This window comes from Hydrogenophaga intermedia, from assembly GCF_000723405.1.
GTDB classification, from domain to species: domain Bacteria; phylum Pseudomonadota; class Gammaproteobacteria; order Burkholderiales; family Burkholderiaceae_C; genus Hydrogenophaga; species Hydrogenophaga intermedia.
Genome location: NZ_CCAE010000043.1, coordinates 1 through 26,405, shown reverse-complemented (window position 1 = coordinate 26,405; position 26,405 = coordinate 1). Strand labels below are relative to the sequence as shown.

General features: G+C 68.2%; 23 protein-coding genes and 2 tRNA genes. 11 read left to right on the top strand and 14 right to left on the bottom strand.

The features are described from left to right. Window positions 1-2 precede the first annotated feature (2 nt). From BN948_RS19415 to BN948_RS19390, 6 genes are all read right to left on the bottom strand, one after another. Window positions 3-563 (bottom strand): DUF2857 domain-containing protein, encoded by a 561-nt coding sequence (locus tag BN948_RS19415; RefSeq protein WP_035623254.1) that lies wholly within the window; start codon window positions 561-563, stop codon window positions 3-5. A gap of 14 nt (window positions 564-577) precedes the next feature. Beyond that, window positions 578-2,257 carry a ParB family protein gene (locus tag BN948_RS19410; protein ID WP_009517728.1) on the bottom strand — a complete coding sequence of 560 codons (1,680 nt, stop codon included), beginning with the start codon at window positions 2,255-2,257 and terminating at the stop codon, window positions 578-580. Next, complete coding sequence (locus BN948_RS19405) at window positions 2,250-2,519, bottom strand: hypothetical protein (protein WP_009517729.1); 270 nt, start codon at window positions 2,517-2,519, stop codon at window positions 2,250-2,252. The genes BN948_RS19410 and BN948_RS19405 overlap by 8 nt, the downstream gene beginning before the upstream one ends. Beyond that, window positions 2,503-3,378: a ParA family protein gene (locus tag BN948_RS19400; protein WP_009517730.1), complete on the bottom strand. Its 876-nt coding sequence runs from the start codon at window positions 3,376-3,378 to the stop codon at window positions 2,503-2,505. Before BN948_RS19400 ends, BN948_RS19405 begins: the two co-directional genes overlap by 17 nt. 42 nt (window positions 3,379-3,420) lie before the next feature. Next, on the bottom strand, window positions 3,421-3,633 hold the full coding sequence (locus BN948_RS19395) for an AlpA family transcriptional regulator (RefSeq protein ID WP_003090093.1): 213 nt from the start codon (window positions 3,631-3,633) through the stop codon (window positions 3,421-3,423). Window positions 3,634-3,751: 118 nt separating this feature from the next. Then, on the bottom strand, window positions 3,752-4,498 hold the full coding sequence (locus BN948_RS19390; RefSeq protein WP_009517731.1) for a hypothetical protein: 747 nt from the start codon (window positions 4,496-4,498) through the stop codon (window positions 3,752-3,754). Window positions 4,499-4,950: 452 nt separating this feature from the next. Between BN948_RS19390 and BN948_RS19385 the strand changes: the two genes are divergently transcribed. After that, window positions 4,951-5,451 carry a DUF305 domain-containing protein gene (locus BN948_RS19385; RefSeq protein WP_003098996.1) on the top strand — a complete coding sequence of 167 codons (501 nt, stop codon included), beginning with the start codon at window positions 4,951-4,953 and terminating at the stop codon, window positions 5,449-5,451. 455 nt (window positions 5,452-5,906) lie between these two features. After that, window positions 5,907-5,980: transfer RNA gene (locus BN948_RS19380), tRNA-Cys, on the top strand. An 85-nt stretch (window positions 5,981-6,065) separates the two neighbouring features. Here BN948_RS19380 and BN948_RS19375 read toward each other — a convergent pair. The 7 genes from BN948_RS19375 to BN948_RS19345 all read right to left on the bottom strand — a co-directional run bounded on the left by BN948_RS19375 (window position 6,066) and on the right by BN948_RS19345 (window position 15,608). Then, the gene (locus BN948_RS19375) at window positions 6,066-7,742 is read right to left on the bottom strand and encodes an acyl-CoA dehydrogenase family protein (protein WP_009517733.1); all 1,677 of its coding nucleotides are present in this window, start codon (window positions 7,740-7,742) and stop codon (window positions 6,066-6,068) included. A gap of 10 nt (window positions 7,743-7,752) precedes the next feature. Beyond that, window positions 7,753-8,481, bottom strand: a complete 729-nt coding sequence (locus BN948_RS19370) for an ABC transporter ATP-binding protein (RefSeq protein WP_009517734.1) — start codon at window positions 8,479-8,481, stop codon at window positions 7,753-7,755. A 2-nt stretch (window positions 8,482-8,483) separates the two neighbouring features. Beyond that, on the bottom strand, window positions 8,484-10,265 hold the full coding sequence (locus BN948_RS19365) for a branched-chain amino acid ABC transporter ATP-binding protein/permease (protein ID WP_009517735.1): 1,782 nt from the start codon (window positions 10,263-10,265) through the stop codon (window positions 8,484-8,486). Between the two features lies 1 nt (window position 10,266). Further along, window positions 10,267-11,304, bottom strand: a complete 1,038-nt coding sequence (locus BN948_RS19360; protein ID WP_009517736.1) for a branched-chain amino acid ABC transporter permease — start codon at window positions 11,302-11,304, stop codon at window positions 10,267-10,269. Window positions 11,305-11,340: 36 nt separating this feature from the next. Then, window positions 11,341-12,480 (bottom strand): ABC transporter substrate-binding protein, encoded by a 1,140-nt coding sequence (locus BN948_RS19355; protein ID WP_035623240.1) that lies wholly within the window; start codon window positions 12,478-12,480, stop codon window positions 11,341-11,343. A gap of 63 nt (window positions 12,481-12,543) precedes the next feature. After that, complete coding sequence (locus tag BN948_RS19350; RefSeq protein ID WP_009517738.1) at window positions 12,544-13,794, bottom strand: thiolase family protein; 1,251 nt, start codon at window positions 13,792-13,794, stop codon at window positions 12,544-12,546. Next, the gene (locus BN948_RS19345; RefSeq protein ID WP_009517739.1) at window positions 13,791-15,608 is read right to left on the bottom strand and encodes a feruloyl-CoA synthase; all 1,818 of its coding nucleotides are present in this window, start codon (window positions 15,606-15,608) and stop codon (window positions 13,791-13,793) included. Before BN948_RS19345 ends, BN948_RS19350 begins: the two co-directional genes overlap by 4 nt. Window positions 15,609-15,741: 133 nt before the next feature. Between BN948_RS19345 and BN948_RS19340 the strand changes: the two genes are divergently transcribed. Next, window positions 15,742-16,371, top strand: a complete 630-nt coding sequence (locus BN948_RS19340; RefSeq protein WP_009517741.1) for a TetR/AcrR family transcriptional regulator — start codon at window positions 15,742-15,744, stop codon at window positions 16,369-16,371. A gap of 389 nt (window positions 16,372-16,760) precedes the next feature. On the opposite strand, the gene BN948_RS19335 is transcribed toward BN948_RS19340, so the two are convergent. Next, window positions 16,761-17,678 carry a LysR family transcriptional regulator gene (locus tag BN948_RS19335; protein ID WP_009517742.1) on the bottom strand — a complete coding sequence of 306 codons (918 nt, stop codon included), beginning with the start codon at window positions 17,676-17,678 and terminating at the stop codon, window positions 16,761-16,763. Between the two features lie 269 nt (window positions 17,679-17,947). Between BN948_RS19335 and BN948_RS19330 the strand changes: the two genes are divergently transcribed. The 8 genes from BN948_RS19330 to BN948_RS19295 all read left to right on the top strand — a co-directional run bounded on the left by BN948_RS19330 (window position 17,948) and on the right by BN948_RS19295 (window position 26,376). Next, window positions 17,948-20,095, top strand: a complete 2,148-nt coding sequence (locus BN948_RS19330; protein WP_009517743.1) for a thiamine pyrophosphate-dependent enzyme — start codon at window positions 17,948-17,950, stop codon at window positions 20,093-20,095. Window positions 20,096-20,099: 4 nt separating this feature from the next. Then, complete coding sequence (locus tag BN948_RS19325; protein WP_009517744.1) at window positions 20,100-21,662, top strand: indolepyruvate oxidoreductase subunit beta family protein; 1,563 nt, start codon at window positions 20,100-20,102, stop codon at window positions 21,660-21,662. A gap of 62 nt (window positions 21,663-21,724) precedes the next feature. Next, on the top strand, window positions 21,725-22,756 hold the full coding sequence (locus BN948_RS19320) for a TRAP transporter substrate-binding protein (RefSeq protein WP_009517745.1): 1,032 nt from the start codon (window positions 21,725-21,727) through the stop codon (window positions 22,754-22,756). Further along, on the top strand, window positions 22,756-23,262 hold the full coding sequence (locus BN948_RS19315; RefSeq protein ID WP_009517746.1) for a TRAP transporter small permease: 507 nt from the start codon (window positions 22,756-22,758) through the stop codon (window positions 23,260-23,262). Before BN948_RS19320 ends, BN948_RS19315 begins: the two co-directional genes overlap by 1 nt. Continuing rightward, a complete protein-coding gene (locus BN948_RS19310) occupies window positions 23,252-24,553 on the top strand; it encodes a TRAP transporter large permease (protein ID WP_009517747.1) in 1,302 nt (433 codons plus the stop codon). The genes BN948_RS19315 and BN948_RS19310 overlap by 11 nt, the downstream gene beginning before the upstream one ends. Before the next feature lie 90 nt (window positions 24,554-24,643). Then, window positions 24,644-24,735 (top strand) — tRNA-Leu (locus BN948_RS19305). A 58-nt stretch (window positions 24,736-24,793) separates the two neighbouring features. Further along, on the top strand, window positions 24,794-25,417 hold the full coding sequence (locus tag BN948_RS19300) for a DUF6806 family protein (protein ID WP_009517748.1): 624 nt from the start codon (window positions 24,794-24,796) through the stop codon (window positions 25,415-25,417). Next, on the top strand, window positions 25,417-26,376 hold the full coding sequence (locus BN948_RS19295; RefSeq protein ID WP_081922002.1) for an MFS transporter: 960 nt from the start codon (window positions 25,417-25,419) through the stop codon (window positions 26,374-26,376). Before BN948_RS19300 ends, BN948_RS19295 begins: the two co-directional genes overlap by 1 nt. The last annotated feature ends 29 nt before the right edge of the window (window positions 26,377-26,405 follow it).

Genomic DNA, 26,405 nt, shown 5'->3' with positions numbered 1-26,405 from the left:
GCCTAGCCCAATCCCTGATCGACCCAGTTCCTGATCGCGGCCCAGACCACCGAGAGCGGCAGTGACATGCCCTCGGCCAGGTCCATGGCCGCATCGAGAATCGAGGTCTCGTCCTCCAGATCGACGTTCCTGCTGCTGGTCACGGCTTTCCATTGCCGCCACAGTTCGGTGTCCTGGGCCTCGTCCAGGACGGGGTGGCGCCCCTTGCGCTTGGGCAGGCCGAGGATCTCCCGCCGCAGGGCGACTTCCTGATGGGTCAGGCCATAGAAGCGGCTGACCATCTCCGTGCTGGCCCCCAGCCGCAGCATGCGATCGACCGTGGCGATTTCCTTCTCCACGTCCTGTGCCTGGTTAAGCAGGCGCTGCAGCACTTCGCGGTTGACCGTGACGGAGCACCACGAGACGCTGGCGTTGGCCAGCACGCTGATCAGCGCGGGGTGCTTGAGCGCATCCAGCTCGGCCTCGCCGAAGCCCATGGCCTTGCAGCGGCGCAGTTGGCCGTTGCGAAGGTCATACAGTGCCTGGCCGATCACGGCCTGGTTGAGCGGATGCGATGTGGACATGCGGCCTCCCTCGCTCACGCCCCGGGCGCCGTTGTGCCGGCTTCCAGGTCCAGCAGACGCCGGGCCAGGCGCAGCAGACGGAAGAGCTTGACCAACGCGGTGTCGCTCAAGCGCCTTGTGCAGTCGCCGTGGTGTTGATCCTGGCCGTGTAGCAGTGCTGGCAAGTCGGCGGCGAGCTGCGCGCCATCCACGCCCGCTTCAGCAGTGGGCTGACCCGTCAGAGTGATAAGCAGCGCCAGCACCGCCCGTCCGATCGGCGATGGTGCATGGGCGGGCGCGCAGCAAACGAAGCCGATGCCATAGGCGCGATCCTCGATGCACTCGTCCAGGCCTGCCTCCCCGGCGATCTCGCGCGCGAACTGCGCGATGTGGATGCGCAGCCGATCGGGCGTGTCCAGGCCGGCGTCGATGTACCAGACGTCGGAGATCGGATAGAGCCCGCCGGCTTGCACCGGGATGGACTGCAGCACGCTCGCCGAGAAGTCGGGCGGCAGCGCATCGCCCAACTGGTCGGCGACCATGCGCTGAATCGACTGCAGCCGTTCGGTCGTCGGCGCCGGCGAGACGATGTGCTCACGAAGCAGATCGCCCGGTGCGGCCGTCTGGCTTCCCGTGGTCGCTTCGCCAGCCGACGTGTCGTCGTGGCGCAAGGTGGGCTCGGACACCGGAGGGCCGGCGGGTGATGGACTGGCCGCTGGTGCAGGCGTGGCGATGGACGATGCTGCGCCCGGGGGAGTCGGCGTGCCGGCGGTGGGCGAAGGCAACGCCGGCGGCGCCGCAGGTGGCGTCGGGTCGCTGACCAGCGCCCGGTGGCGGCTTTCCGATTCGGTCAGGTCCAGCGCCAACACGTCGTAGCCGATGCCCAGCAGCTCGGACATCTGGCCGATCAGCTCGTCCTGCACGCGCTGCGGCGCGAACTCGTTGCCCTGCGTGTCGAACTGCGCCAGCACCTCCTGAAAGAAGCTGTCGAAGTCCAGCGGCAGCGAGCGGTCCTTGGCATAGTGCTCCCAGGTGCGCTTGCAGGCCGTGCGCATGACCGACAGTCGCTCGACCTGGTGGCGCCCCAGGCCGCCATAGAGCACAGTGGGAATGGCGGGCAGCAGGTAGCGCACCGCGTCGGCCATGCGGGTGATGTGCGACCGCTGGACGGGAAAGCCATCGGCCGCCAGGCGGCGGGCCAGTTCCGACTGGCTCAGGGCGGCGCCGCTCTCCTGCTCGTAGAACTCGCGTGCTTTCTCGACGCCGAGCGCGCGCTCGATGAACGTGAGGCCGCCGCGCAGTTCGTTCTCGGCAAGATGCCCGGTCAGCGCGACGATTTCACCGCGCTCTGGCCATGGCCGGAACAGGCACGATATGCGGAAGAAGCGTTCTTCCTTGGTCTCCGACCAGAGTTCGCGCAGGATCGCCAGCCGCGTGTTGCCGCCGTTGCGGATGATGTAGTGGTCCTCGCCGGGCCGGCGCGTGATGGCCGGCGCCGCGTCCAGGCCGCGCTCGCGGATGGATGCCTTGATTTCCTCGTAGGCCGGGTTGCGCTTCATGCGCGGGTCATGGTCGTAGGGCCGCAACTGGTCCAGCGTCACGACCATGGGCGTGTCCGCGATCGGGTCGCTCAAGGCCGTAGCCGCTGGGCCGCTGCGCTCGAAGCCCGCCGCGAGCAGCTTGCCGGCCATGTCCTGCGAGGTCAGGTCAGCCATGGCCGCACCCCTCGCAGTCCCCACGACCGCCGGCCGGCGCCATGCGGGCCTCTCGCTCGGCGCGGCGGATCTGCGCACGGGCGTTCAGTCCGGCCCGCTGGTCGCTCGCGGTCGAACTGGTGTAGATCGCCGCGCAGCCGGCCTTGGTGAACTTGAGGTGCCCACCCGGTGTGCGCTTGACGTGCCAGCCTTCACCGACCGCGAACTCGATCAGGGCGCGCAGCCGCTTGTGGCCGCGGGCCAGTTCATGTGCGTTCGCCATGGGGCCTCCCGGTATCAAGAGGACGTGGCGGGCGACCGGATACTTGAGCCAGTCGGTCCTGCCATTGCGGGAACAACTCGCTGGCGAGCGCGCGCATCGTGTCGAGCGCGGCAGGGGCGACTCTGCCGGCCGGCTGGCGGTGCTCGACCCGATGCACCGGCAGGCCGCGCGTCGCGGCGCGCGGATAGGCTTCGATGGCGGGCACGTCGGTGGCGAGCACACGGATGCCAGCATGGTCTTGGAACAGGTCGCGCAGGGCCTGCTGGATCAGTCGGGCGTTCGCCGACACCGGGTGAACGCGGTTGATGAGCAGGTGCAGCGGCGGCGGTTCGATGCCCAGGTGCCGGTACGGCGCAATGTCTTCGAGCAACTGCATGGTGCCGCGTCGAAGCTCCCGGGCCGCGAGGATTTCCGGCGTGACGGGCGACAGCGCAAGATCGGAGGCGAGCACCGCCATCTCCAGCAGCACGGAACGCGCGCCCTGGGTGTCGATCAGCACCAGGTCATAGAGCGGCGCAAGCGCCGGCAGCAGATGCCGCAGCCGCAGGCGTCCGTCCGGCGCGTGCAGCAGCAAGGTGTTCAGCTCGCCCCGGTGGTCATTGGAGAGCACCAGGTCCAGGCCCGCGACGACCGTGCGGGACACGAGCTGGCCGAGGTCGCGCTCGTTGAAGGCCAGCAGCTCGTAGATGCCGCCGGGTGCGCGGTGAGCCAGTTCGTAGTAGGAAGACAGCGTGGGCTGCACGTCGAGGTCGAGCAGCAGCACACGCAGGCCCGCATCGGCGGCGAGCCCGCCCAGGTTGGCGGCCGTCGTGGTCTTGCCGACGCCGCCCTTCGTTGAAATGATGGATACGACCTGCATGGCGCTCTCCTGCTGGGAATGGGAAGTCCGCGGGAGAACGGGTCAGGTCCGGTGGTTGAGGCGCTCGGCGATCCACTGGTCGATTTCGATCGAATCCCAGCCGACGGCGCGCACGCCCAGGCGCAGCGCCTGGGGGAACTGGCGCTTCTTCATCAGGTTGTAGATGTGGGCGCGTTTGAAGCCGGACTTCGCTTCGACTTCATCGAGCCGCAGGATGCGGCGCTCGTTCGGCGGGAGTACAGGTGTCTGCGACATGGCGGTCACTCCTGAACGCTCGGTGGCGTTTGTTGGCGTGACCTCTATTCAATAGACCTGGCTGCGGGAAGACACTGCAAATGCAATATCCGCGGTTGCACATACAAGCTGGATAGCCTCATCCGCTTGCGCTACGGACGTACTTCCTGGCGTTGGCGAACTTGCCGTTTAAGGTTCGCTCCGTAATGCCCATGGTGCCGCCATAATGGGCGACCAATGCCGAGACGAGTGCCTCCTGAGTCTTGAAGCTGGAATAAGGCACACCCGAAGGGGACTGGCCCAGCATCAGCGTCAGCATCCCGCCGATGATGTTGAGATACGTCGTCTCAGCTCGCTCGCTGATCTCGCATTGCTTGGAGGCCAGCAGCACGGCAGATTGCTTGAGCAAGGTGTCGTGCTGCTCCTGCAATTCCCGCATCTGGCGCCGGGCATGTTCAAGCGCGGCCTGAAGGGCCAGCCGCTCGACCAGGATCGCCTGTCCTGTTTCCATGGTGATGAAGGGGTGCGCCATGCGTTCGCCACGGCTGAACAGGAATCCTGGCCGGTGCTCGGGATAGTGGGTGCGCATCCAACGCTTCAGATCGACATGGCGAACAGTCAGATCCAGAGAATTCAGCAGCTTCGGATCATTGAGCGTGATCCCGTTCTTGCCGTAGGGCAGCTCTCCGTTGAGGATGCCGTCATAGATACGTTCCGAGTGCAGCCGGCACTCATTCCATCGAGGGCAGTTCAGCGACGGAGGCAGGACACGCGGTGACGCGATCGTGGCCAGGATCATCGGCAGATACCGCAGCAACCCAGCCCATCGGATGGCCGCCTCGATGGGACGATAGAACACCTTTGATGTTGAAATGTCCTTGTGCATGTCTTCATCTCCTTTCGGGTGCGCTACATCACCGGCTCCTTTCTTGCCCAAGGGCTGTTGTGTCGTTATGGCCTGCAACGGACGCTTGAGGCGATGCCCTAAGCGAAGGCGGAGGAGGCCATTGGCATCCGCCGCAGGTGGCCTTGTCTTGCTTGATATGCAAGAATTGATCAGTTGCCGGCCCATCGAGCGATGAGGACGCAAGCTCGATACTGGCGCTCACGGTACCAGCGTCATAGGTGGCGCAAAGCCCATCAAGACCGATTTGGTATGGTCTGATATCCAGACGGTTCAAGACCCGCGAGTTGAAGCGTTCGACGTCCCTACGTCCAGTTGGGGACTGGAAATCAGCGGCTAGTGATGCATCGCTTCACATGCTGATATATCGACAAAGTATCTGCCGCAGTACCAGTGCAACCCTGCCAGGTTGCCCCAGCACATAGGAGACGGAGATGGCTGAACATTCCCATGAACATCAACATCACACATCCGGTCAGATGGGTAAGCACGGCCGACCCTACGCCAAGTTCTGGGTGAACATGGTGTTGGGACTCGTCGTCATGTACTTCGTAATGTTCAGCATGATCGACGGCGCCAGGGACTTCAGAAACAATCTCAACATGCTCTACATGGCGGTCACTATGTGGGCGCCAATGGGCATCTTCATGCTAGCGACAATGCCCGGCATGTTTCCAAACCGGCGGCTCAATCTCGTGCTGTACGGCTTGTTTGCCGTTCTCACACTCGGTTCTTTTGCCGCGACCCGTGCTCAAACCGGAATCGGCGATCGACAGTTCATCGCGTCTATGGTCCCGCACCATTCGGGAGCTATCCTCATGTGCCGCGAGGCGCAGCTCTCAGATCCGGAACTCGTCAACCTATGCCAAGCGATTTCCGATGGCCAACGCGCGGAGATCGAGCAGATGAACCGGATTGCTGCACGCCTTCGTTGAGGCTGGCAGCCACTACACTGGCGCCGTGTTGCGCTCCGGCGAAGTTAGCCGCAGCGATGTAAAGATGAGTACTTGCGGTGTTCCGATGCCGGCGGTCGTGTCCTACAGCCGTCCAGGTGCCAGGCAGTCCACGCGACACCACCCCGCGCTGCCTGCTGAGCGAGCGCAAGTCATGATCGTCGCAAGTTGGGAGTTCGATAGCGAACCCGCTGAGCAGCTCGACGCATCAGGCGTAATGACGGGTGGATGGACCATCCTTGGACGCTGGTGGAAGTGGTTGGATGAACTTTGTTGCCGAGGGCGAAAAACAAGGCTATAATTGAGTTCTTCGCTGATCACCACGGTGGAGAAAGTGATTGGGAAACAGAGACTTAGCGCTCTAGTGCATGACTCGTTTCCCGCTCCAGATTCGCAAAAAGGGAAGCTCGGCTTCCCTTTTTTGTCGGGCCCGATCTGGCGCGTTAGCAAAGCGGTTATGCAACGGATTGCAAATCCGTCTAGGGCGGTTCGACTCCGCCACGCGCCTCCAGACGAGCAATAAAAAAGCACCTGCGCAGGGTTCTGCCAGGTGCTTTTTCTTTGGGTGGCGCACGCACGCGCCGCCCGGCGCGTGCTCAGCGTGGTGCCGTGGCCGCCAGGGCGCGCTGCCAGTGCAGACGGCCTTGCGGGACCGCATGGCGAATGAAGGCAGTGGCGAGGGCGCGCTGGCGCGCGGCCGCCTCGTCAGGCAAGGCGTTGGCCATGGCGGCCATGCGACCCACCGCCCAGGCCAGCAGCGTGTGGGCCAAGCCGTGCAGCAGGTCGTCGGCGCTCTCCAGCAGGTGTGCGCCGTCTTGCGCGACCCGGTTCAGCCAGCTTGGCAGGTGCGTGCGCGATTCGTCGATGAAGTCGCGCAGCGGGTCCTGTTCGGGCAGTTCGGCGCGCAGCGCGTCCAGCAGTTCGAACGCGGTGGCACCGGCATCGGCCAGCAGCTTGCGCTGCGCGAGGTCGATCGCCTGGATCTCGTTCGTGCCCTCGTAGATCATCGCAATGCGCGCATCGCGCACCGTCTGCTCTATGCCGTATTCGTGCACGTAGCCATTGCCACCCCACACACCCAGGGCCGCGGCCGGGCCGTGGAAGCCCTGGTGCGTGCAGAAGGCCTTCACGATGGGGGTGAGCAACGCGGCGAAACGCTTTTCGCGTTCGCGCACCGCCCTATCGCTGTGTTGTTCCGACAGATCCAGCGCCAGCGCAGCTCGGTAGGCGAGCACGCGCTGGGCCTGGGTCGTCACGTCCAGGCGGTCGAGCAACTGGCGCACGGCCGGGTGCTCGCCAATGGCACGTCCCATCTGCACACGCTCCTCGGCGTAGCGGCGCGCGTTCTGCGTGGCCATCTCCTGGTGCCCCAGGCCCTGCAGGCCCACGTGCAGTCGCGCCGAATTCATCATCAGGAACATGGCGGCGAGTCCACGGTGCGGTTCGCCGATGAGCCAGCCCGTCGCGCCGTCGTAGCGCATGGCGCAGGTGGCGCTGGCCTTGATGCCCATCTTCTTCTCGATGCCGTCGCAGAAGAGCGCATTGCGCGAGCCATCGGGCAGGACCTTGGGCACCAGCGCGAGCGACAGGCCCTTGGTGCCCTTGGGTGCGTCCGGCAGGCGGCACAGCACGAGGTGGACGATGTTGTCCGTGAGGTCGTGCTCGCCGCCGCTGATGAAGATCTTGTTGCCGCTGATGCGCAGGCTGCCGTCGGCCTGCGGCTCGGCGCGCGTGCGCAGCTGGCCGAGGTCGCTGCCCGCCTGCGGTTCGGTGAGCGCCATCGCCGCGAGCCATTCGCCACTGACGAGCCTGGGCAGGTAGCGGGCCTTGAGGTCGTCGCTGCCGTGTGCCTTGATGGTTTCGTAGGCGCCGTGCAGCAGGTCCGGGTACATGTTCCAGCCGTGGTTGCACGCGTCGAGCATTTCGCGCAGTGCGGCGTCCAGCAGCAAGGGCAGGCCCTGGCCGCCCCAGGCGGGGTCGCAGGGCAGAGCGGGCCAACCACCGGCCACAAAGGCCTGGTAGGCCGCGGGAAAGCCCGTGGGCGTGCGCACGCGGCCGTCGGCCTCGCGCACGCAGCCTTCCAGATCGCCCGTGCTATTGAGCGGTTGCAGGACTTCGCTGGCGAAGCGCGCGGCTTCCTCCAGCACCGCATCGGCGGTGTCGAGGTCGAGATCGGCGAACGCCTCGCAGGCCTTCCAGTGCGTGGGCGCGTCGAGCACGTGTTCGAGCACGAAGCGCATGTGCTCGAGAGGGGCTTCGTAAGTCCAGCTCATTCGGGAACCCTCATGCCTTCTTCGCGCCCAGGTAGGTGTCGATCACACGCGAGTCGCCCGCGAGCTGCGCGGCAGGGCCCGAGAGCACCACGTCACCCGTCTCCAGCACGTGGCCTTCGTCGGCCACGTTCAGCGCCGCGCGCGCGTTTTGCTCCACCAGCAGAATGCTGACGCCGCGTTCGCGCAGCGTCTCGATGATGCGGAAGATGTCGCGCACGATGAGCGGGGCCAGGCCCAGGCTGGGCTCGTCGAGCATGAGCAGCTTGGGCTGGCCCATCAGCGCCCGGCCGATGGCGAGCATCTGGCGCTCGCCGCCCGACAGCGTGCCGGCCGCCTGCGCGCGGCGCTCCTTCATGCGCGGGAACAGCTCGTAGACCTGCTCCAGGCCATCGCGCCAGCGCGGCAGGCGCTGCTTCATCGGCCGCCAGCCGCCGAGCACCAGGTTGTCCTCCACGCTCATGGTGCCGAACAGTTCGCGGCGCTCGGGCACCAGCGCCAGGCCGGTCATCACACGCTCTTCCAGCGTGAGGCGGGCGATGTCCTGGCCCGCAAAGCGCACGCTGCCGCGCAGCGGTAACAGGCCCATGAGGGCGCCCAGCAGCGTGGACTTGCCCGCGCCGTTCGGGCCGATCACCGTGACCACCTGGCCCGCGTGTACCGGCAGCGTGATGCCGTGCAGCACCTCGGCCTTGCCGTAGCCGGCGTGCAGGTCCTTCACTTCAAGCAGCAGCTCCGCCATCTCTAGTGCTCCGTTCCCAGGTACGCGGCGCGCACCTTCTCGCTGGCCTGGATCTCGGCCGGTGTGCCCTCCAGCAGCGGCGTGCCGAATTCCATCACCAGGATGCGGTCCGTCAGGTTCATCACGAAGTCCATGTCGTGTTCGACGAGCAGCAGGCTCAGGCCCTCGGCCTTGAGCTGGCGCAGCACCTCGGCCAAGGCCTGCTTCTCGCGGTGGCGCAGGCCGGCGGCGGGTTCGTCCAGCAGCAGCAGCGCCGGGTCGCTGGCCAGGGCGCGCGCGATTTCCACCAGCCGCTGCGGACCGAGTGCGAGGTTGCCCGCGAGTTCGTGCAGGTGTTCGCCCAGGCCCACGCGGCGCAGTTGGCGCTCGGCCTCGGCCAGGGCGCGCGCCTCCTCAGCGCGGTCGGTGCGCAGCATGGCAGCCAGCGTGCCGCTGCGCGTGCGCAGGTAGGTGCCCAGGGCCACGTTCTCCAGCACGGTCATGTCGGGTACCAGCTTGACGTGCTGGAAGGTGCGCGACAAGCCGCGGCGGGCGATCTCGCGCGCGCCCTTGCCGTCCACGCGCTCGCCGCGCAGCCAGACCTCACCGCTGGTGAGCGGTAGCACGCCCGAGACCAGGTTGAAGGTGGTGGATTTGCCGGCGCCGTTGGGGCCGATGAGGCCGAAGATCTCGCCGGCGCGCAGCGTGAAGCCCACACCGTTGACGGCGACCAGGCCACCGAAGGTGCGGCGTGCGTCCTTGACTTCCAGCAACACGCTGCCGGCGGCCGGCTTGTCGCGCGCCGGCAGCGGTTCGGTGGTGTCTGCCCGGATGGCGCGGTGCCGCCGCGCCGGCAGCAGCCGTTCGATCGAGGGCCACAGGCCATCGGGCGCGAACTTGAGCACCAGCACCAGCACCACACCGAAGACGATGATCTCGTAGCTGCCCGAGGTGCCCAGCAGCGCGGGCAGCCAGGTCTGCAACTGGTCTTCGGCCAGCTTCACCAGGGCCGCGCCGGTGAAGGCGCCCCACACATGGCCCGCGCCACCCAGCACCGCCATGAACAGGTACTCGATGCCGAACTTGATGCCGAAGGGCGAGGGGTTGACGCTGCGCTGCATGTGCGCGAACAGCCAGCCCGAGATCGAGGCCAGGATGGCCGCGATCACGAACATCAGCAGCTTGTGGCGGAAGGTCGAGGCGCCCATGGCCTCGGGCATGGTCTTGCCGCCACCGCGGTGCACGTCGAGCGCGCGCATGATGCGCCCGGGCCGTGAGTCGAGCAGGCGCGTGATCGCGATGGCCGAGGCGATGGCCACCAGCCAGATCAGCAGGTACATGCGCCGCTCCTCTTGCAGGCTGATGCCGAAGAACGAAATGGCGGGCACGCCGAGCAGGCCGTCGTACTTGCCCAGGGCGTCGAGGTTGCCCATGGTGTAGAACAGCGCGAGGCTCCAGCAGATGGTGGCCAAGGGCAGGTAGTGGCCGGACATGCGCAGCGTGACCCAGCCCAGCACCAGCGCCACGACGACGGTGACACCGAGGCCGGCGAGCAGGCCGATCCACGGGGAGATCCCCATCTTCACCGCCAGAAAGGCGCTGGCGTAGGCGCCCAGGCCGGCGAAGGCCGCCTGGCCGAACGAGGTGAGTCCGCCCACACCGGTGAGCAGCACCAGCCCCAGCGCGACCAGGCCGAACAGGCCCACGTAGTTGAGCTTGGTGATCCAGTAGTCGGGCACCGGCAGGAAGGGCACGGCGAGCATGACCACGGTGAAGGCCAGCAGGCCGTAGCGACGCAGGTCCATGTCAATGCTCCTCATCGTGGGGGTCGACGAAGGAGCGCCACAAGAGCACCGGCAGGATGGCGGTGAACACGATCACTTCCTTGAATGCACTGGCCCAGAACGAGCCGAAGGCTTCCACCAGGCCCACACCGAGCGCGCCCACGAGGGCGAGCGGAAAACTGGTGAGACCGGCGAACACGGCGGCCACGAAGCCCTTAAGGCCGATGAGGAAGCCGCTGTCGAAGAACACGGTGGTGGTGGGCCCGATGAGCAGGCCCGAGAGCGCGCCGATGAAGGCCGCGAGCGTGAAGCTCAGCGAGCCCGCGGCGTCGGTGGAGATGCCCATGAGCCGCGCGCCCGTCTGGTTGACGGAGGTAGCGCGCAGCGCCTTGCCGGTGAGCGTGCGGTCGAAGAGCACGAACAGCGCGACGATGAGCGCGAGCGATGCGGCGACGATGATGATGGCCTGGCCGCTGAGCGTGACGGGCCCGACGCTCAGGCGCTCGTCCCAGAACGGCGGGTTGCGAAAGCCCTCGGCGCCGAAGAAGACCAGGCCCAGGCCGGTGAGCGCGAAGTGCACACCGACCGAGACGATGAGCAGCACCAGCACGCTGGCGCTGGCCAGCGAGCGGTAGGCCAGCCGGTACACCAGCGGCCCCATGGGCGTGACCAGGGCCAGCGTGAGCAGGGCCTGCACGATCAGGGGCGGCTGCTGGGGCACCAGCCAGGCGGTGAGGCCGCAGGCCACGAGCGGCAGCGCGGCCGTGCGCACGGCCAGGCGCGCCCAGCGCGCCAGCGGCCAGGCCTCGCGCCAGGCGCGCACGGCGTCCAGCACGAGCACCAGCGCCACCATCAGCAGCAGCAGCCAGACCGTGCCGGGCAGGGCGCCGGTCTGGAACAGCGCCATGGTCAGCGCCGCGAAGGCGACGAACTCGCCCTGCGGGATGAAAACGATGCGGGTGACCGCAAACACCAGCACGAGGGCGATCGCCACCAGTGCGTAGATCGCACCGTTGATGACGCCATCGACGCCGAGGATGGCGGCAATGCTCAGATCCATGGGTTGCGGTCTCCCGTCACGTTCATTGCAGGCCGATCAGTTTTCCAACTTCCAGTCGCCGTTGACGACCTTCATGACCACGCCGGAGCCGGTCTTGAAGCCCCAGTGATCGGCGGCGGTGAAGTCGATGATCCCGTGCGTGACCGGCGTGGGCTGGGCGTCCTCGAACGCGGCCTTCAGCGCGGCGCGGAACTCGGGCGTGCCGGGCTTGCCTTTCTTGGCGGCCACGGGCACCAGCTTGTCCAGCAGCAGGTAGGCGTCGTACGAGTGCGCGCCGAACTGGTTGCGGGTGCCGGCGCCGTAGACCTTTTCGTAGTCGGCGTTGAACTTCACGCCCAGGGCCTTGCTGGGGTGGCTGTCGGGCAGTTGCTCGGCCACCACCACCGGGCCAGTGGTGACGAAGGTGCCTTCGACGGCCTTGCCGCCCACGCGCATGAGGTCGCGCGTGGCGGCCGCGTGCGTCTGATAGAACTTGCCCTTGTAGCCGCGTTCGACGAGATCCAGTTGCGGCATCGCCGCGCCGCTGCCCGAGGCCACGACCACCATCGCGTCGGGGTTGGCCGACGCGAGCTTGAGCGCTTGCCCGGTCACGCTGGTGTCGGAACGCGCGAAGCGCTCGGTGCCCGTGAGCTTGATACCGGCCTTCTCCAGCAGCGGGGTGAGCGCCTGCAGCCACTGCTCGCCGTAGGCGTCGGTGTAGCCCAGGAAGCCCACGCTCTTCACGCCCTGCTTCTTCATGTGCTCCACCATGGCCTCGGCCATCACGCCGTTGCTCTGCGGCATGCGAAAGCTCCAGGTGTCTTTGCCAGGCGGCAGGCCGATGGGGGAGAGCGCCAGGTGCACGGTGCCCGACTCGGTGGCCACGTCGGCCATGGGGATGGCCACCGGCGTGGCGCCCGAGCCCACGATCACGTCCACCTTGTCCTGGTTGACGAATCGGCGCGCGTTCTGCACGCCCTTGGTGGGGTCGGTGGCGTCGTCGAGGATGATGACGTTGACCTTCTCGCCGCCGATGGTGGCGGGCCACATCTTCACGCCGTTGGCCATGGGAATACCCAGGCCGGAGGCCGGGCCGGTGAGTGGCACGCTCACGCCGATGGTGAGATCGGCCTGCGCGGCGGATGCGACAGCGGCCAGCGCGGCCACGGCCAGTGCGTTGCGGACGAAGGTCTTCATGTGTTGTCTCCTGTGGTGTTGCATGTGCTCGTGGCCCGCACACGCGAGGGCTTGAAAATGGGATCAGGCGGCGGCAGAGGGGTTTTCGATCAGCAGGGCGATGCCTTGCCCACCACCCACGCAGGCCGAAGCAATGCCCCAGCGCGCGCCGATGTCGCGCAACTGGCGCGCGCAGGTGATGGTGAGGCGCACACCGGTGGCCGCCAGCGGGTGGCCCAGCGCGATGGCGCCGCCGTGCACGTTGAGCTTGTTCTCGTCGAGGCCGAGTTCGCGCGCCACCGCCACGGTCTGCGCACCTTGCGCTTCGTTGATCTCGAAGCGGGCGATGTCGCCCAGCGACAGGCCGGCGCGTTCCAGCAGCAGGCGGATGGCCGGCGCGGGGCCTATGCCCATGATCTCCGGCGGCACGCCCACCACGGCGGCGGCGGCCAGGCGCGCCAGCGCGGGCTTGCCAAAGGCCTTGAGGCCCGCGCCGTCGGTCACCACGGCGGCGGCGGCCGCGTCGGTCAGGGCCGAGCTGTTGCCGCCGGTCTGCACGCCGTCCTTGAACACGGTGCGCAGCTTGGCCAGCACCTCGGGTGGGGTGGGGCGCGGGTGCGTGTCGCGCTCGGCCACGGTGGCCTTGCCGGCCAGGCGGATGCCGCGCGCCCGGTAGCCCTCGCGCTCGAAGCTCTCGTTGCCCACGGCAACGATCTCGCCGTCGAACCAGCCCGCGGCCTGCGCGGCCACGGCGCGTTCGAAACTGCGCGAGGCGAAGGCGTCCACGTCCTCGCGCGTGATGCTGTAGCGCTGCGCCAGGTTCTCGGCCGTGCGGATCATGCTGATGTCGGCGGCCGGGTCGGTGAGGGCCTCCCACATGTAGTCCTTGAAGCCGATCGGCGCGCCCAGGCGAAAGCCGCCGCGGTGGTCGAAAGCCGCGATCGGGTTGCGCGTCATCGACTCGGTGCCCACCAGCAGCACGTTCTTCGCCACGCCCGCGCCGATCTGCTCGCCGGCCTGGCGGAACAGCTCGAAGCCGGTGCCGCAGATGCGCTGCGTCATGAGCGCGGGCACCTCCACCGGCACGCCCGCGTACAGGCCGATGTGCCGAGGCACGTAGAACTGGTCGAAGCCGCCGGGGGCCATGTTGCCCGCGAGCACGGAGTCAATGGACTCGGGCGACACACCGGTGCGCTTGAGCACCTCGCGCGCGACCTTGATGCCCAGGTCGATGGGGTTGGCGTCGGCGAAGGCGCCCTGGTAGTCCACCATGGGCGTGCGCACGCCATCGAGGATGTAGACGTCGTTGAAAAGCTGGCTCTGTCCGCGGCTCATCGGGAAACTTTCGAAGAAGAGGAGGGGCGCACGACGCCGGATGCGTCGGCGTACAGCGCCGCCACGAGGTCGGCGCGGCGCTGCAGCACCGCGCGCTGGTTGAGGTAACCCTTGTCGGTGATCTCGCCCGCGTCCGCGCTGGGCAGCTCGTCGAGCACCAGCGCGCGGGTGGGCGATTGCGAGGAGCCGCCGCCTTCGGCGCGCAAGGCAGCCAGGCCACGCGCCAGGTGCTCGTGCAGTGCCTCGCGCGGCAGCTTCATGGCGGCCGGCGTGGGAAACACCAGCACACCGATCTCGTCGCGGTCGTGGCCGGTGATGACCACGTCCTGCGCGTGCGGCGCGAAGGCCGAGACCACGCGCAGGCGCAGCGTGCCCACCGACACCCAGGTGCCGGTGGTGAGCTTGAAGTCCTCGGCCACGCGGCCGTTGAACACCACGCCCAGCTCGGGCCGCTGCGCGTCGGCCAGGAAGCCGGCGTCGCCGATGCGGTAGTAGCCCTCTTCGTCGAACGCCTGCGCGCTGAGCTCGGGCGCGTTGCGGTAGCCGGGGAAGATGTTCACGCCGTGGATGCGCAGCTCCAGCTTCTCGCCGTTGGGCACGAACTTGAGCGACACGCCCGGCAGCACGCCGCCGATGACGCCCGCGCGCTCCATGCGCCAGTGCGCGCTGGTGACGGCCGGCGCGGTTTCGGTGGAGCCCCAGGAAGTGGTGAGCCAGATCTCGCGGCCCAGCACGCGTTTTGCCAGGGCCTGCAGGCGCTCCCAGCTCGCTTGCGGCAGCGCGGCGCCGGCGTAGAACACCACGCGCAGGCGCTCCAGCACGCGGCGCGCCAGGGCCTCGTCGGCTTCCAGGATGGGCATGGCCATGTCGAAGCCGCGCGGCACGTTGAACCAGATGGTGGGCTGCACCTCCGCCAGGTTGGCCACGGTCTTGTCCACCAGGCCCGGCGCGGGCCGGCCTTCGTCGATCACCAGCGTGCCGCCGTGGCACATCACCATGTGCAGGTTGTGGTTGCCGCCGAAGGTGTGGCTCCAGGGCAGCCAGTCCACCAGCACGGGTTTTTCGTGCGCCAGGAAGCGCCAGGCCTGCGCGATCATGCGCTGGTTGGCGCACAGCATGCGGTGGGTGTTGATGACGACCTTGGGCGTGCCGGTGGAGCCGGAGGTGAGCAGGTACTTGGCGGTGGTGTCGGGCGTGATGGCCTTGAAGGCCGCGCGCACCGCCGGCGTCTCGGGTGTGTTCAGCAGGCGTTGGAACGCGATGGCGCCGGGCACCGCGTCGGTGTTCTGGCTCAGCACCACGGGTGCGTCGATGCCGCTGCTGGCGATGGCCGGGCCGTAAACCGCGCCGTCGGACGCATACACCAGCGCCGGGCGCAGCGTGCGCAGGATGCCGTGCACCTTCTCGTAGTCCTTGGTGAGGCGGCAGTAGGCGCTGGAGACGGTGCAGCTCGCGCGGCCGACGTGCTGCGTGGCCAGCACCAGCAGCAGGTGGTCGATGGCGTTGTCGGACAGCACGACAACGGGCGCGTCGGGCGCTAGGTTCATGTCCAGCAGCGCCTGCGCCACGCGGCCCACCTGCGCGCGCAACGCGGCCCAGTTCAGGCGGCGCCAGCCGGTGGCGGTGCGCTCGGCCAGCGCGGGCGCGTCGGGCGTGTGCGCGGCCCAATGCTCCAGCCATTCGCCGATGCAGCGCGCGTAGTCGCCCAGGGGTTCGGTCGATCGCAGGACGAAGCTGCCATCGGCACGGTGTTCCACCGTGGCAGCGGGTGGGGCCATCCACGCCGGGTCGTTCAGCCAGTCGAGTTGATTCATGTCTCCATACAGTTATGTATGTTTCATAACGAATGCTATCGAGGGTTTTCACCAGTGAGATACAGGGTTTTTCCCTAGTTCCATACATTTCTGTACGGATCTTTTCTGAAGTGGGGTCGATAGAATTTCCGGCATGAGTTCGAGTGCCTCCACGCCCACCGGCTCCGCGCGCAAGCCCCGTGCGCCGAGCGATGTCACGCGCGCCTCGCTCACGCCCGAGACCTGGATCGAGGCCGCCACCGAGGTGCTGGTGGACCAGGGCATCGACCACGTGCGCGTGGACCTGCTGGCGCAGGCCCTGGGCGTCACGCGCGGCAGCTTCTACTGGCACTTCAAGGACCGCGAGGACTTGCTGCGCCGCGTGCTGCAGGCGTGGCGCGAGCGGGCGACCGAGAACCTCACGGTCCGCCTGGAATCGGCCACCGAAGACCCGATGGAGCAGTTGCGCGGGGTGCTGTCGCTGCCGTTCCGGGGGCGTGCGGCGGCGCGCGCGGCGCGCATCGAGCTGGCGATCCGCGCCTGGGCGAGGCGCGACCAGATGGCGCGTTTCGCGGTGGACGAGGCGGACGCCAGCCGCATCGGCTACATCGCGCAGCTCTTCTCGGCGCTGGGCTTTCCCGTGGTGGAGGCGCGCTCGCGCGCCTTCCTGCTGTACAGCTACGTGGTGTCGGAATCGTTGATGCCCACGCTGAGCACCAAGGCGCAGAAGGACGAGCGGCGGCGCTTCGCGGAGCGGCTGTTCACGCAGAAGCTGGGGCTTTGAGCTTTTCCTGGGTGGGTGGGTGGCTGGCTGGCGTGGCGTTTCGCGCTGCCACTTCGCGCTGACGGCTGGCGTGGTCCGCGTTCTCCGGCCCACGCTCGCGCAGATGTCCCCGGGCACGCCACCGGGCCTGCGTCACCACCGCTGTTGGCACGCCCCCTCTGTGGCAAGCGCGAATGGGGCCTGCGCCCGCGAACCCCACCATCCGTCGAGAGTGACGCCCGTGCGCACCACCAGAAATTCGGCCCCCTTAATTGGGGTCAGATTCCATTTAATCGCCGAGCGTGGGCCGGAGAACGGGCACACGCACCAGCGGCCCTCGCGAGGAAGAGGCGAGAAACGCCACGCCAACCCTTGCCTCACCAAAGAAAAAAGGAAGAACGCCCCCCGCGCTACCGCCGGAACAACCGGTGCACCTGCTCCCGTATCCACACCTGCGCCGGGTCGTTCGCCGTGCTGCTGTGCCACACCAGCCGCACCTCGTAGTCGGGCGAGGCGTCGGGCGGCAGTTCCCACACGCGCATGTCGTGGCGCTCGCTCAGGTTGTCGGCGTACATCTGCGGCACGATGGTGAGCAGGTCGGTGTTGAGCGCGAGGTCGGGCAGGGCGCCGAAGTGGCGCGCCCGCAGCACGATGCGGTCCGACAGGTTCAGGCGCACCAGCATCTTCTCCACGCTGCCGTGAAAGGTGGCGGTGGGCGAGGCCACCACTAGCGAGGCCTGCGCCAACTGATCGGGCGTGAGCCGTGCGCTGGCGCGACCCGATGGCGGCCGCCACCGGCCCGAACTCATCGCCACGTACCGCTCGCGAAACAGCAGATCGGTTCGCATGCCGCGCTGGCGCGGGTTCAGGATGCCGATGGCGAAATCGATCTCGCGCGCCTCCAGCGCGCCCGGCAGGTCCTCGGCCGCCACCGACACGTTGAACAGCCGCGCGTGCGGCGCCTGCTCGCGCAGCGCCGCCGCCAGCGGCGGCAGGAACATCATCTCGCCCAGATCCGACAGCGAGGTCTTCCAGCGCACCTCGCTGCGCGCTGGGTCAAACGCCTCCTGCGCGCTCATGGTCGACTCGAGCCGCTGCAACAGATCCGTCACCTCCGGCGCGATGCGCTCGCACACCCGCGTGGGCTTCAAACCGCCCGGCGTGCGCACGAACAGCTCGTCCTTCAAGTGCCCGCGCAAACGAGCCAGCGCGCTGCTGGTGGCGGACTGCGACAGCGACAGCGCCTTGCCCGCCGCCGTGACCGAGCCCGTGCGATGGATGGCGGCAAGAACGCGCAACAGATTCAGATCAAGCTGACGGAAGTTCATGGTTCGAAAGCCGAGCAGGACGTTGGTGATCGGGTGCCCGGCGCAGCGAAATAAAGGAGGAGGACGGCGCAGCCGTCCGGGGGACATTCGCGGAGCCGGGCACCCGGTCGCCGACGTCCGGGGCAGCCGGCGAAGACCCCAATGGTATCCACACCATGGATACACATCATCGACACATTCGGTTGGACAGATGCCCCAACCCCCCCTACATTCCCGCCCCAACGCCGGATCCGCCAGAGACCGGCCACCCACGAGACACGGAGACAACAGTGGAGCGTTCCTTCCACCGCGAAATCGAGGCCCTCAAACTGGGCCAGGGCGACACCTTCCATGGCGAAGGCATCCTCGCCGTCACCAAGGCCCTGCTGCAATCCGGCGTCACCTACGTCGGCGGCTACCAGGGCTCGCCCATCACCCACCTGCTCGACGTGATGGTGCAGGCGCGTGACTACATGGACGAACTCGGCGTGCACGTCGAGGCCTGCACCAACGAAAGCTCGGCTGCGGCCATGCTGGCCGCGTCCATCATGTACCCCGTGCGCGGCGCGGTCACCTGGAAGTCCGTCGTCGGCACCAACGTCGCCTCCGACGCGCTGTCCAACCTGGCCTCGCCCGGCGTCATGGGCGGCGCGCTCATCGTCGTGGGCGAGGACTACGGCGAAGGCGCCAGCGTCATCCAGGAGCGCACCCACGCCTTCGCGATGAAGTCGGCGCTGTGGCTCATGGACCCGCGTCCCAACCTGCCCACCATCGTGCGCATGGTCGAGAAGAGCTTCGAGCTCTCCGAAGCCTCCAACACGCCCGTGATGATGGAGCTGCGCATCCGCGCCTGCCACGTGCGCGGCAGCTTCGACACCAAGGACAACATCGCGCCGGCCATCTCCACGCGCCAGTTGCAGATGCAGGCGGCGAACTTCAGCTACGACCGCCTTTCGCACCCGCCGGCCACCTTCCGCCACGAGAAGCTCAAGTACGAGGTGCGCCTGCCCGCCGCGCGGCGTTACATCGTGGACTCGGGCCTCAACGAACACCTGCCGGGCCGCCATGAAGACGTCGGCATCATCGTGCAGGGCGGCCTCACCAACACCGCGCTGCGCGCGCTGCAGCTCGCGGGCCTGGCCGACGGCGAGGGCCACACCGACGTGCCCATGCTGGTGCTCAACGTGGTCTACCCGCTGGTGCCCGAGCAGATCGCCGACTTCTGCCGCAACAAGCGCGCCGTGCTGGTGATGGAGGAGGGCCAGCCCGACTTCATCGAGCAGGAGATCAACGCCCACCTGCGCCGCGCCAAGGTGGACACGGCCCTGCACGGCAAGGACCTGCTGCCCATGGGCGGCGAGTACACCGCCGAGGTGCTGCTCAAAGGCATCGAGGCCTTCATGGCCGAGCACCTTGAAACGGTGGACGTGCAGCCCGCGCGCGCCTTGTCCACCGAAGTGGCGCAACTGCGCGCCCAGGCCAGCGAGGCCCTGGGCGGTGGCGTGCCGCAGCGCCCGCCCAACTTCTGCGTCGGCTGCCCCGAGCGCCCGGTGTTCGCCGCGCTCAAGCTGGTGGAGCGCGACACCGGCAAGCTGCACATCTCCACCGACATCGGCTGCCACTCCTTCGCCACCTTCGAGCCGTTCTCCTTCGGCAACTCCATCCTCGGCTACGGCATGAGCATGGCGTCCAGTGCGGCGGTGAAGAACTTCTCCGCCCAGCGGCCCGTGGCCATCATGGGCGACGGCGGTTTCTGGCACAACGGCCTGCTCTCGGGCGTCAGCTCGGCCCTGCTCAACCAGGGCGACGGCGTGCTGGTGATCATGAAGAACGGCTACACCTCGGCCACGGGCACCCAGGAGACCATCTCCACGCCCGAGCAGGAGGCCAAGCAGCTCGCCGAGGGCAACAGCGCCACCGCCACCGAGACCACCATCGAGGACACGCTCAAGGGCATGGGCGTGAAGTGGATCCGCACGGTGCACAACTACCGCGTCGCGCGCGTGCGCGACACGCTCAAGGAAGCCATCCGCTCGCCCTTCAAGGGCCTGAAGGTGGTGATCGCCGAGGGCGAGTGCCAGCTCGAACGCCAGCGCCGCCTGAAGCCCATCCGCGCGCGCCGCCTCAAGGAAGGCCTGCGCAGCGTGCGCGTGCGCTACGGCGTGGACGAGGACACCTGCACCGGCGACCACTCCTGCATCCGCCTCTCGGGCTGCCCCACGCTCACGGTGAAGGCGTCTTCCGACCCGCTGCGCCGCGAGCCGGTGGCGCACGTCACCAACGGCTGCGTGGGCTGCGGCCTGTGCGGCGAGGTGGCCGACGCCGCCGTGCTGTGTCCCTCGTTCCACCAGATCGAGGTGATCTCCAACCCCGGCTGGTGGGATCGCGTGAGCGACCGCCTCAACCGCTTCTTCATCGGTCTTCTCCAACCGGCCTGATCCCATGAGTCCATCCAACGCTCCCTTCACCATCCTCATCGCCGCGCTGGGCGGCGAGGGCGGCGGCGTGCTGGCCGACTGGATCGTCGAGTGCGCCGTGCGCCAGGGCCTGCCCGTGCAGGCCACGTCGGTGCCCGGCGTGGCCCAGCGCACCGGCGCCACCAGCTACTACATCGAGATGCTGCGCCAGCCCGCCACGGGCGCCGCGCCGGTGTTCGCGCTCTCGCCCGTGCCGGGCAACGTGGACGCCTTGGTGGCCAGTGAACTGCTGGAAGCCGCTCGTATGGTCGAGCGCGGCTTCGTGAACGCGCGCACCACGCTGGTGGCCTCCACGCACCGCGTCTACACCACGCTCGAGAAGATGCACATGGCCGACGGCCGCCACGACCCGCAGCGCCTGGCCGGTGCTGCGCAGGCGCTGGCGGGCCGCGCCGTGCTGTTCGACATGGACGTGCTCACCCGCCGCCACGGCACGGTCGTGTCGGCCGTGATGTTCGGCGCCCTGGCCGGCGCCGGCGTGTTCCCCTGGCCGCGTGAGGTCTGCGAGGCCGTGATCAAGGACTCCGGGCGTGGCGTGCAGGCCAGCCTGGCCGGCTTCGGCGCGGCTTTCGACGCGGCGCAGGGAGGGGTGGTGGATGCCGAAGCCGCCGCCGCGCTCACCGCCGCCGAGTTGCCGCAGGCATTGCGCCACGACTGGTCCGCGCGCCTGAAGGCCTGGCCCGAGGCCGTGCAGCGCCTCGCCGCGCACGGCGCCTTGCGCTGCCTGGACTACCAGAACCGCGCCTACGCGCAGACCTTCCTGGAACGCGTGGACGCGCTGGTGCGGGCTTGCCCGCCCGAGGCCGAGGTGGCGCGCGACGAGGCCATCCGCCACCTGGCACTGTGGATGTGCTACGAGGACGTGATTCGCGTCGCCGACCTCAAGAGCCGTGCCTCGCGCTTCGCGCGCGTACGCAGCGAAGCCGAAGCGCGCCCTGGCGAGATCGTGCGCATCACCGAGCACTTCAAGCCCGGCCCCGACGAAGTGGCCGCCGTGCTGCCGCGCGCCCTGGGCGAGGCCCTCGTGCGCCTGGCCGAGCGCCGCGGCTGGATGGGCAAGGCCCATTTCGGCCTGCACATCCGCACCAGCAGCCTGTGGGGCTTCCTGATGCTGCGCACCCTGGCCTGGCTGCGTCCGCTGCGCCCGCGCTCGCTGCGCTTCGCGCACGAGGACGAGGCCCTGCGCGCCTGGCTCGCGGCCATGGCCCACCTGGCCCCGCGCACGCCGCGCCTGGCCGCCTCGGTGGCGGGCCTGCCGCAGGTCATCAAGGGCTACGGCGACACGCAGGTGCGTGGCCGCCAGAACTACGCGCGCCTGTGGGCCACGCACGTGAAGCCCGCCCTGGTGGGCGAGGTGGACGACGCCGCCAGCGCCCTGGCGCTGGAGCAGGCCCTGCGCGCCACCTTGGCCGACCCCGAAGGCACGCTCAACACCGCGCACGCGCGCACGCCGGCCGCGGCCCAGCCCATCTTCTGGGCACCGCGTCGTCCCGGCGGCGACGCCGCCCCGAGTTCCCCCAACGCATGATCGGCTCCGCCGCTGGCATGCTTCCGTTACCGCAGCACGACCTCAACAACAGGAGACACACGATGAAGACTCCCCGCCTCACCGCCATCCGCTTCGCCGCGCTGGCGGCGCTCACGCTGGGCGCCCTCGGCGCCCAGGCGCAGGACAAACCGGTCGAACTGAAGTTCGCGCACTGGCTGCCCGCCACGCACCCACTGGCCAAGCTCGGCTTCGAGCCCTGGGCCAAGTCGGTCGAAGCGGCCTCCAAGGGCTCCATCAAGGTCATGCTGTTCCCCGCGCAGCAGCTCGGCAAGGCGGCCGACCACTACGACATGGCGCGCGACGGCATCGCGCAGATGACCTGGGTGAACCCCGGCTACCAGGCTGGCCGCTTTCCGCTCATCGCCGCCGGTGAGCTGCCCTTCCTGCTGGGCAAGCCCGGCCCGGCCTCGGCCGCGCTGGACCAGTGGTACCGCAAGTACGCCGGCCAGGAAATGAAGGACGTGAAGTTCTGCTTCGCGCACGTCCACGTGGGCACCTTTCACTCCAAGAACCCCATCACCGAGCCCGGTCAGCTCAAGGGCATGAAGATCCGCTCGGCCAACGGCACCGTGGCCCAGACCATGAGCCTGCTGGGCGCCACCAACGTGCAGGTCTCGGCGCCCGAGGCGCGCGACGCCATCCAGAAGGGCCTGGCCGACGCCATCACCTTCCCCTGGAAGTCCATCATCACCTTCGGCATCGACAAGGCGGTGAAGTACCACACCGACATGCGCTTCTACGCCTCCGACTTCGTCTGGGTGATGAACAAGCCCTGGTACGACGGCCTGGCCGCCGGCCAGAAGAAGGTCATCGACGACCACTGCAACAACGAGTGGGCCGGCAAGGTCGGGGCCGACTGGGGCAACAGCGAGGACAGCGGCCGCGAGGAGATGGAGAAGGCCGGTGGCCACACCCTGGTCAAGCTCACGCCCGCGCAGATGGACGCCTGGAAGAAGGCCGTGGAGCCCATCTACGCCGACTGGGTGAAGGCCACCAGCGCCAGCGGCGTGAACGGTCAGGCCGCCCTGGATGATCTGCGCAAGGAGCTGAGCACCCGCGGGGGCGCCAACTGATGAAGCGCCTGCTGTCGGCGGTCGAGACGCTGGCCGCGCTCTCGCTGCTCGTGATCGCGCTGTTGACGGCGGGGAACGTGCTCGTGCGCTACGCCCTGGGCTGGCAGATCCCGGACTGGTTCGACGGCACGCAGATGCTGCTGGGTATCGCCATGTTCTGGGGCATCGCGCTGGCCACCTGGTACGGCAACCACATCGCGGTGGACCTGCTGTGGGAGGCCTTGGGCCCACGCGGCAAGCGCTGGATTGACGTGCTGGCCACCGCCGTGACCCTGGCCTTCCTTGCGCCCCTGGCCTGGATGGTCTGGATCAAGGTGGGCGGCACCGGCAGTCAGGGCACCATGGACCTGCGCCTGCCGCTCAAGTGGTTCTACAGCGCGGCCGCCGTGGGCGCCACCGTGGCCGCTGTGCTGGCCCTGGCGCGCCTGGGGCTGCTGCCTTTCGGCCGCGAGGCGCACGCCGACGCCGTTGACGAGGTCACCGTGGAGGGCATCCATGGATCGTGATCTCGTCGCCTTGCTGGGCTTTGTCGGCATGTTCGCGCTGATGGCACTGCGCGTGCCCATCGGCGTGGCCATGGGCATCGCGGGCGTGGCGGGCTTCGCCGCGCTGGGGGGGCTCTCTCCGGGCCTGAACCTGCTGGCCAACGTGCCGCTGTCGGTGCTGACGGACTACAACCTCATCGTCATCCCGATGTTCATCCTGATGGGCGCCTTCGCGTCCCATTCGGGCATGAGTGCCGAGCTGTTCGCGGCCGGCCGCGCCTGGCTGCACCACCGCCGCGGCGGCCTGGCGTTGGCCTCGGTGGCGGCTTGCGGCGGCTTCTCGGCCATCAACGGTTCGTCGGTGGCCACGGCCGCCACGATGACGCAGGTGGCACTGCCCGAGATGCGCCGCGCCGGCTACGAGCCCGGGATCTCCGCCGGCCTCATCGCGGCGGGGGGCACGCTGGGCATCATGATCCCGCCCTCGGTGATCCTGGTGCTCTACGGGATCATGACCGAGGTCGACATCACCCAGCTCTTCGCGGCCGGGGTGGTGCCTGGCCTGCTGGCGGTGGTCTTCTACTCGATCGTGGTCGCCATCATTGCGCGCCTGCGCCCCGAATGGATGCCTCAGGGCGAACGCCACAGCTGGGCCGAACGCCTGGCCACGCTCAAGCCCCTGTGGGCCGTGATCGTGCTCTTCGTCTTCGTGCTCGGGGGCATCTACGGCGGCCTGTTCACGGTGCAGGAGGCGGCCGGCGTCGGGGCCACAGGCACGCTGCTCATCGGCATGGCGCGCGGGCGCCTGCGCTGGCCCCAGATCAAGGAATCGCTCATCAGCGCGCTGCGCGTGTCCTCGGCCATCATGACCATCGTGGTCGGCGCCTACCTGTTCGGCTATTTCCTCACCATCACCCAGTTCACCCAGAACGCGGTGGACTTCCTGGTGAACCTGCCGGTCGGCCCTTATGGCGTGCTGGCGCTCATCATGCTGGGCTACCTGATCCTGGGTGCGGTGATGGACGAGTTGGCCATGCTGCTGCTGACGGTGCCCATCGTGTTCCCCGCCATGGTGCACCTGGGCTTCGACCCGGTGTGGTTCGGCGTGATCGTGGTCATGGCGGTGACCTTCGGCATGATCTGCCCGCCCGTGGGCATGAACGTGTTCGTCATCAACTCCATCGCACGCGATCTCTCGCTGGGGCAGATCTACCGGGGCACCATGCCGTTCATCGCAGCCGACGTGGTGCGCCTGTTCATCCTCTGCGCGTTTCCTTCGCTCTCGCTCTGGCTACCGGGGTTGCTGGCCTAGCCGGCACCCATGCCCTGACGCGACGCCCCACCGGCCCCACGGCCCGTGGGGCGTTTGCATTCACCTGCGACAATCCCGCCCCTGGCCCCTGCCTCGATGGTGAAATTGGTAGACACAGCGGACTTAAACTCCGCCGCTGCCCGAAAGGGGGCGTACCGGTTCGATCCCGGTTCGAGGCACCAGGCGCTTTCCATGCGGGGGCCTAGGTTTTTTCCGGACAGCCCGGTAGAGTGAGTTTCCATGAGCAGCCGATACGACGCCCCTTTCGAAATCCACGTGCACGGTGACGTGCCCCTGCGCGAGGACGTGGTGTTCGACCAGATCCAGGAGGCCCTGAAGCCCCTGTGGCAATACGCCGGCGGGCGCTCGCTGGCGGCGGCCGCCGAAAGCAGCTACGAAGACGAGCCCGGCATCCGCTTCGACGCCGAATCGCACACCCTGCAGATCTGCTGGACGGTCAACGGCGACGAGGACTTCCGCCAGGCCGTCGAGGACGCCTGCATGGGCCTGAACGAAATCGCCTCGGCCGGCGCGCCGCTGGAGGTGTCCTTCTACGACACCGAGTTCGACGAGGAAGACGAGAACAGCGAAGAGGAAGCGCGCGACGATTTCCTCATGTGCTTCGTCGGCCCCACGCCCGCGGCCATCATGCAGGTGCAGCGCGACCTGCTCGTGCAGGACGTGGTGCAGGTGATGGAACGCCACTTCGACGCCGCCGAGCTGGGCGACGTGGTCGCGTCCATCGACAAGCTGTTCAACCAGCGCTTCGACGCGCTGGTGAGTTCCATGCAACTGGGCAAACCGCCTCGTGGTCACGGTCCCTCGGGCCACGGCGGGCCGCGCAAGCCGCGGCACCTGCACTGATGCCTGGCACCGCCCTGAACCCCGGCGTGCGCAAGCGCGAGGTGTTCGGCTGGGCGATGTACGACTTCGCCAACTCCGGCTACACCACGGTGGTGCTCACGGCCGTGTTCGCGGCCTATTTCGTGGGCGCGGTGGCCGGCGGCGCCACCTGGGCCACCTTCGCCTGGACGGCCGCGCTCAGCCTGTCCAACCTGATCGTGATGTTCACCATCCCGGCCATGGGCGCCTGGGCCGACCGCCACGCCCGCAAGAAGCGCCTGCTGATGCTCACCACCCTGGGCTGCGTGGCCACCACGGCCGGCCTGGCCCTGGTGCAGCCGGGCGCGGTGGCGCTGGGCGTGGTGCTCATCGTGCTGTCCAACCTGTGCTTCGCCTGGGGCGAATCGCTGATCGCGGCCTTCCTGCCCGAGATCGCCCGGCCCGAGGCCATGGGCCGCGTGAGCGGCTGGGGCTGGAGCCTGGGCTATGTGGGCGGCATGCTCACCCTGGGGCTGTGCCTGGCCTACGTGCTGTGGGCGCAGGCGCAGGGCCAGAAGGCCGGGCAGTTCGTGCCGGTCACCATGATGGTCACGGCCGCCATGTTCGGTCTGGCCTCGCTGGTCACGCTGTCGCTGCTTCGTGAGCGCGCGCAGCCCCAGGCGGGGCGCGAGGGCGGCTGGCGCGCGTCGCTGAAGCGGCTGCATGCCACCTTCCGCCAGGCGCGCCACTACCGCGACTTCACCTGGCTGCTGGCCTGCACGGCCGCCTACCAGGGCGGGGTGGCGGTGGCGGTGGCGCTGGCGGCCATCTACGCGGAACAGGTCATCGGCTTCAAGCAGCAGGAAACGATGGCGCTGATCTTCGTGCTCAACCTCGCGGCCATGGCGGGCGCCTTCGCCTTCGGTTACGGGCAGGACAAGCTCGGCCACAAGCGGGGTCTCCTCGTTTTCAGTGCAATAAGTGACGGTACGCAAAGCTAGCACTGGCGCGGGGGTGGTCTGGGTAGACC

Excerpts from the sequence above, each read along its gene's own strand:
- BN948_RS19350 (WP_009517738.1), bottom strand. The coding sequence starts at position 13,794 with ATGAGCCGCGGACAGAGCCAGCTTTTCAACGACGTCTACATCCTCGAT.
- BN948_RS19390 (WP_009517731.1), bottom strand. The coding sequence starts at position 4,498 with ATGCACAAGGACATTTCAACATCAAAGGTGTTCTATCGTCCCATCGAG.
- BN948_RS19310 (WP_009517747.1), top strand. The coding sequence starts at position 23,252 with ATGGATCGTGATCTCGTCGCCTTGCTGGGCTTTGTCGGCATGTTCGCG.
- BN948_RS19385 (WP_003098996.1), top strand. The coding sequence starts at position 4,951 with ATGGCTGAACATTCCCATGAACATCAACATCACACATCCGGTCAGATG.
- BN948_RS19365 (WP_009517735.1), bottom strand. The coding sequence starts at position 10,265 with ATGGACCTGCGTCGCTACGGCCTGCTGGCCTTCACCGTGGTCATGCTC.
- BN948_RS19300 (WP_009517748.1), top strand. The coding sequence starts at position 24,794 with ATGAGCAGCCGATACGACGCCCCTTTCGAAATCCACGTGCACGGTGAC.
- BN948_RS19395 (WP_003090093.1), bottom strand. The coding sequence starts at position 3,633 with ATGTCGCAGACACCTGTACTCCCGCCGAACGAGCGCCGCATCCTGCGG.
- BN948_RS19400 (WP_009517730.1), bottom strand. The coding sequence starts at position 3,378 with ATGCAGGTCGTATCCATCATTTCAACGAAGGGCGGCGTCGGCAAGACC.
- BN948_RS19345 (WP_009517739.1), bottom strand. The coding sequence starts at position 15,608 with ATGAATCAACTCGACTGGCTGAACGACCCGGCGTGGATGGCCCCACCC.
- BN948_RS19315 (WP_009517746.1), top strand. The coding sequence starts at position 22,756 with ATGAAGCGCCTGCTGTCGGCGGTCGAGACGCTGGCCGCGCTCTCGCTG.
- BN948_RS19415 (WP_035623254.1), bottom strand. The coding sequence starts at position 563 with ATGTCCACATCGCATCCGCTCAACCAGGCCGTGATCGGCCAGGCACTG.
- BN948_RS19355 (WP_035623240.1), bottom strand. The coding sequence starts at position 12,480 with ATGAAGACCTTCGTCCGCAACGCACTGGCCGTGGCCGCGCTGGCCGCT.
- BN948_RS19405 (WP_009517729.1), bottom strand. The coding sequence starts at position 2,519 with ATGGCGAACGCACATGAACTGGCCCGCGGCCACAAGCGGCTGCGCGCC.
- BN948_RS19325 (WP_009517744.1), top strand. The coding sequence starts at position 20,100 with ATGAGTCCATCCAACGCTCCCTTCACCATCCTCATCGCCGCGCTGGGC.
- BN948_RS19295 (WP_081922002.1), top strand. The coding sequence starts at position 25,417 with ATGCCTGGCACCGCCCTGAACCCCGGCGTGCGCAAGCGCGAGGTGTTC.
- BN948_RS19340 (WP_009517741.1), top strand. The coding sequence starts at position 15,742 with ATGAGTTCGAGTGCCTCCACGCCCACCGGCTCCGCGCGCAAGCCCCGT.
- BN948_RS19410 (WP_009517728.1), bottom strand. The coding sequence starts at position 2,257 with ATGGCTGACCTGACCTCGCAGGACATGGCCGGCAAGCTGCTCGCGGCG.
- BN948_RS19370 (WP_009517734.1), bottom strand. The coding sequence starts at position 8,481 with ATGGCGGAGCTGCTGCTTGAAGTGAAGGACCTGCACGCCGGCTACGGC.
- BN948_RS19360 (WP_009517736.1), bottom strand. The coding sequence starts at position 11,304 with ATGGATCTGAGCATTGCCGCCATCCTCGGCGTCGATGGCGTCATCAAC.
- BN948_RS19375 (WP_009517733.1), bottom strand. The coding sequence starts at position 7,742 with ATGAGCTGGACTTACGAAGCCCCTCTCGAGCACATGCGCTTCGTGCTC.
- BN948_RS19320 (WP_009517745.1), top strand. The coding sequence starts at position 21,725 with ATGAAGACTCCCCGCCTCACCGCCATCCGCTTCGCCGCGCTGGCGGCG.
- BN948_RS19335 (WP_009517742.1), bottom strand. The coding sequence starts at position 17,678 with ATGAACTTCCGTCAGCTTGATCTGAATCTGTTGCGCGTTCTTGCCGCC.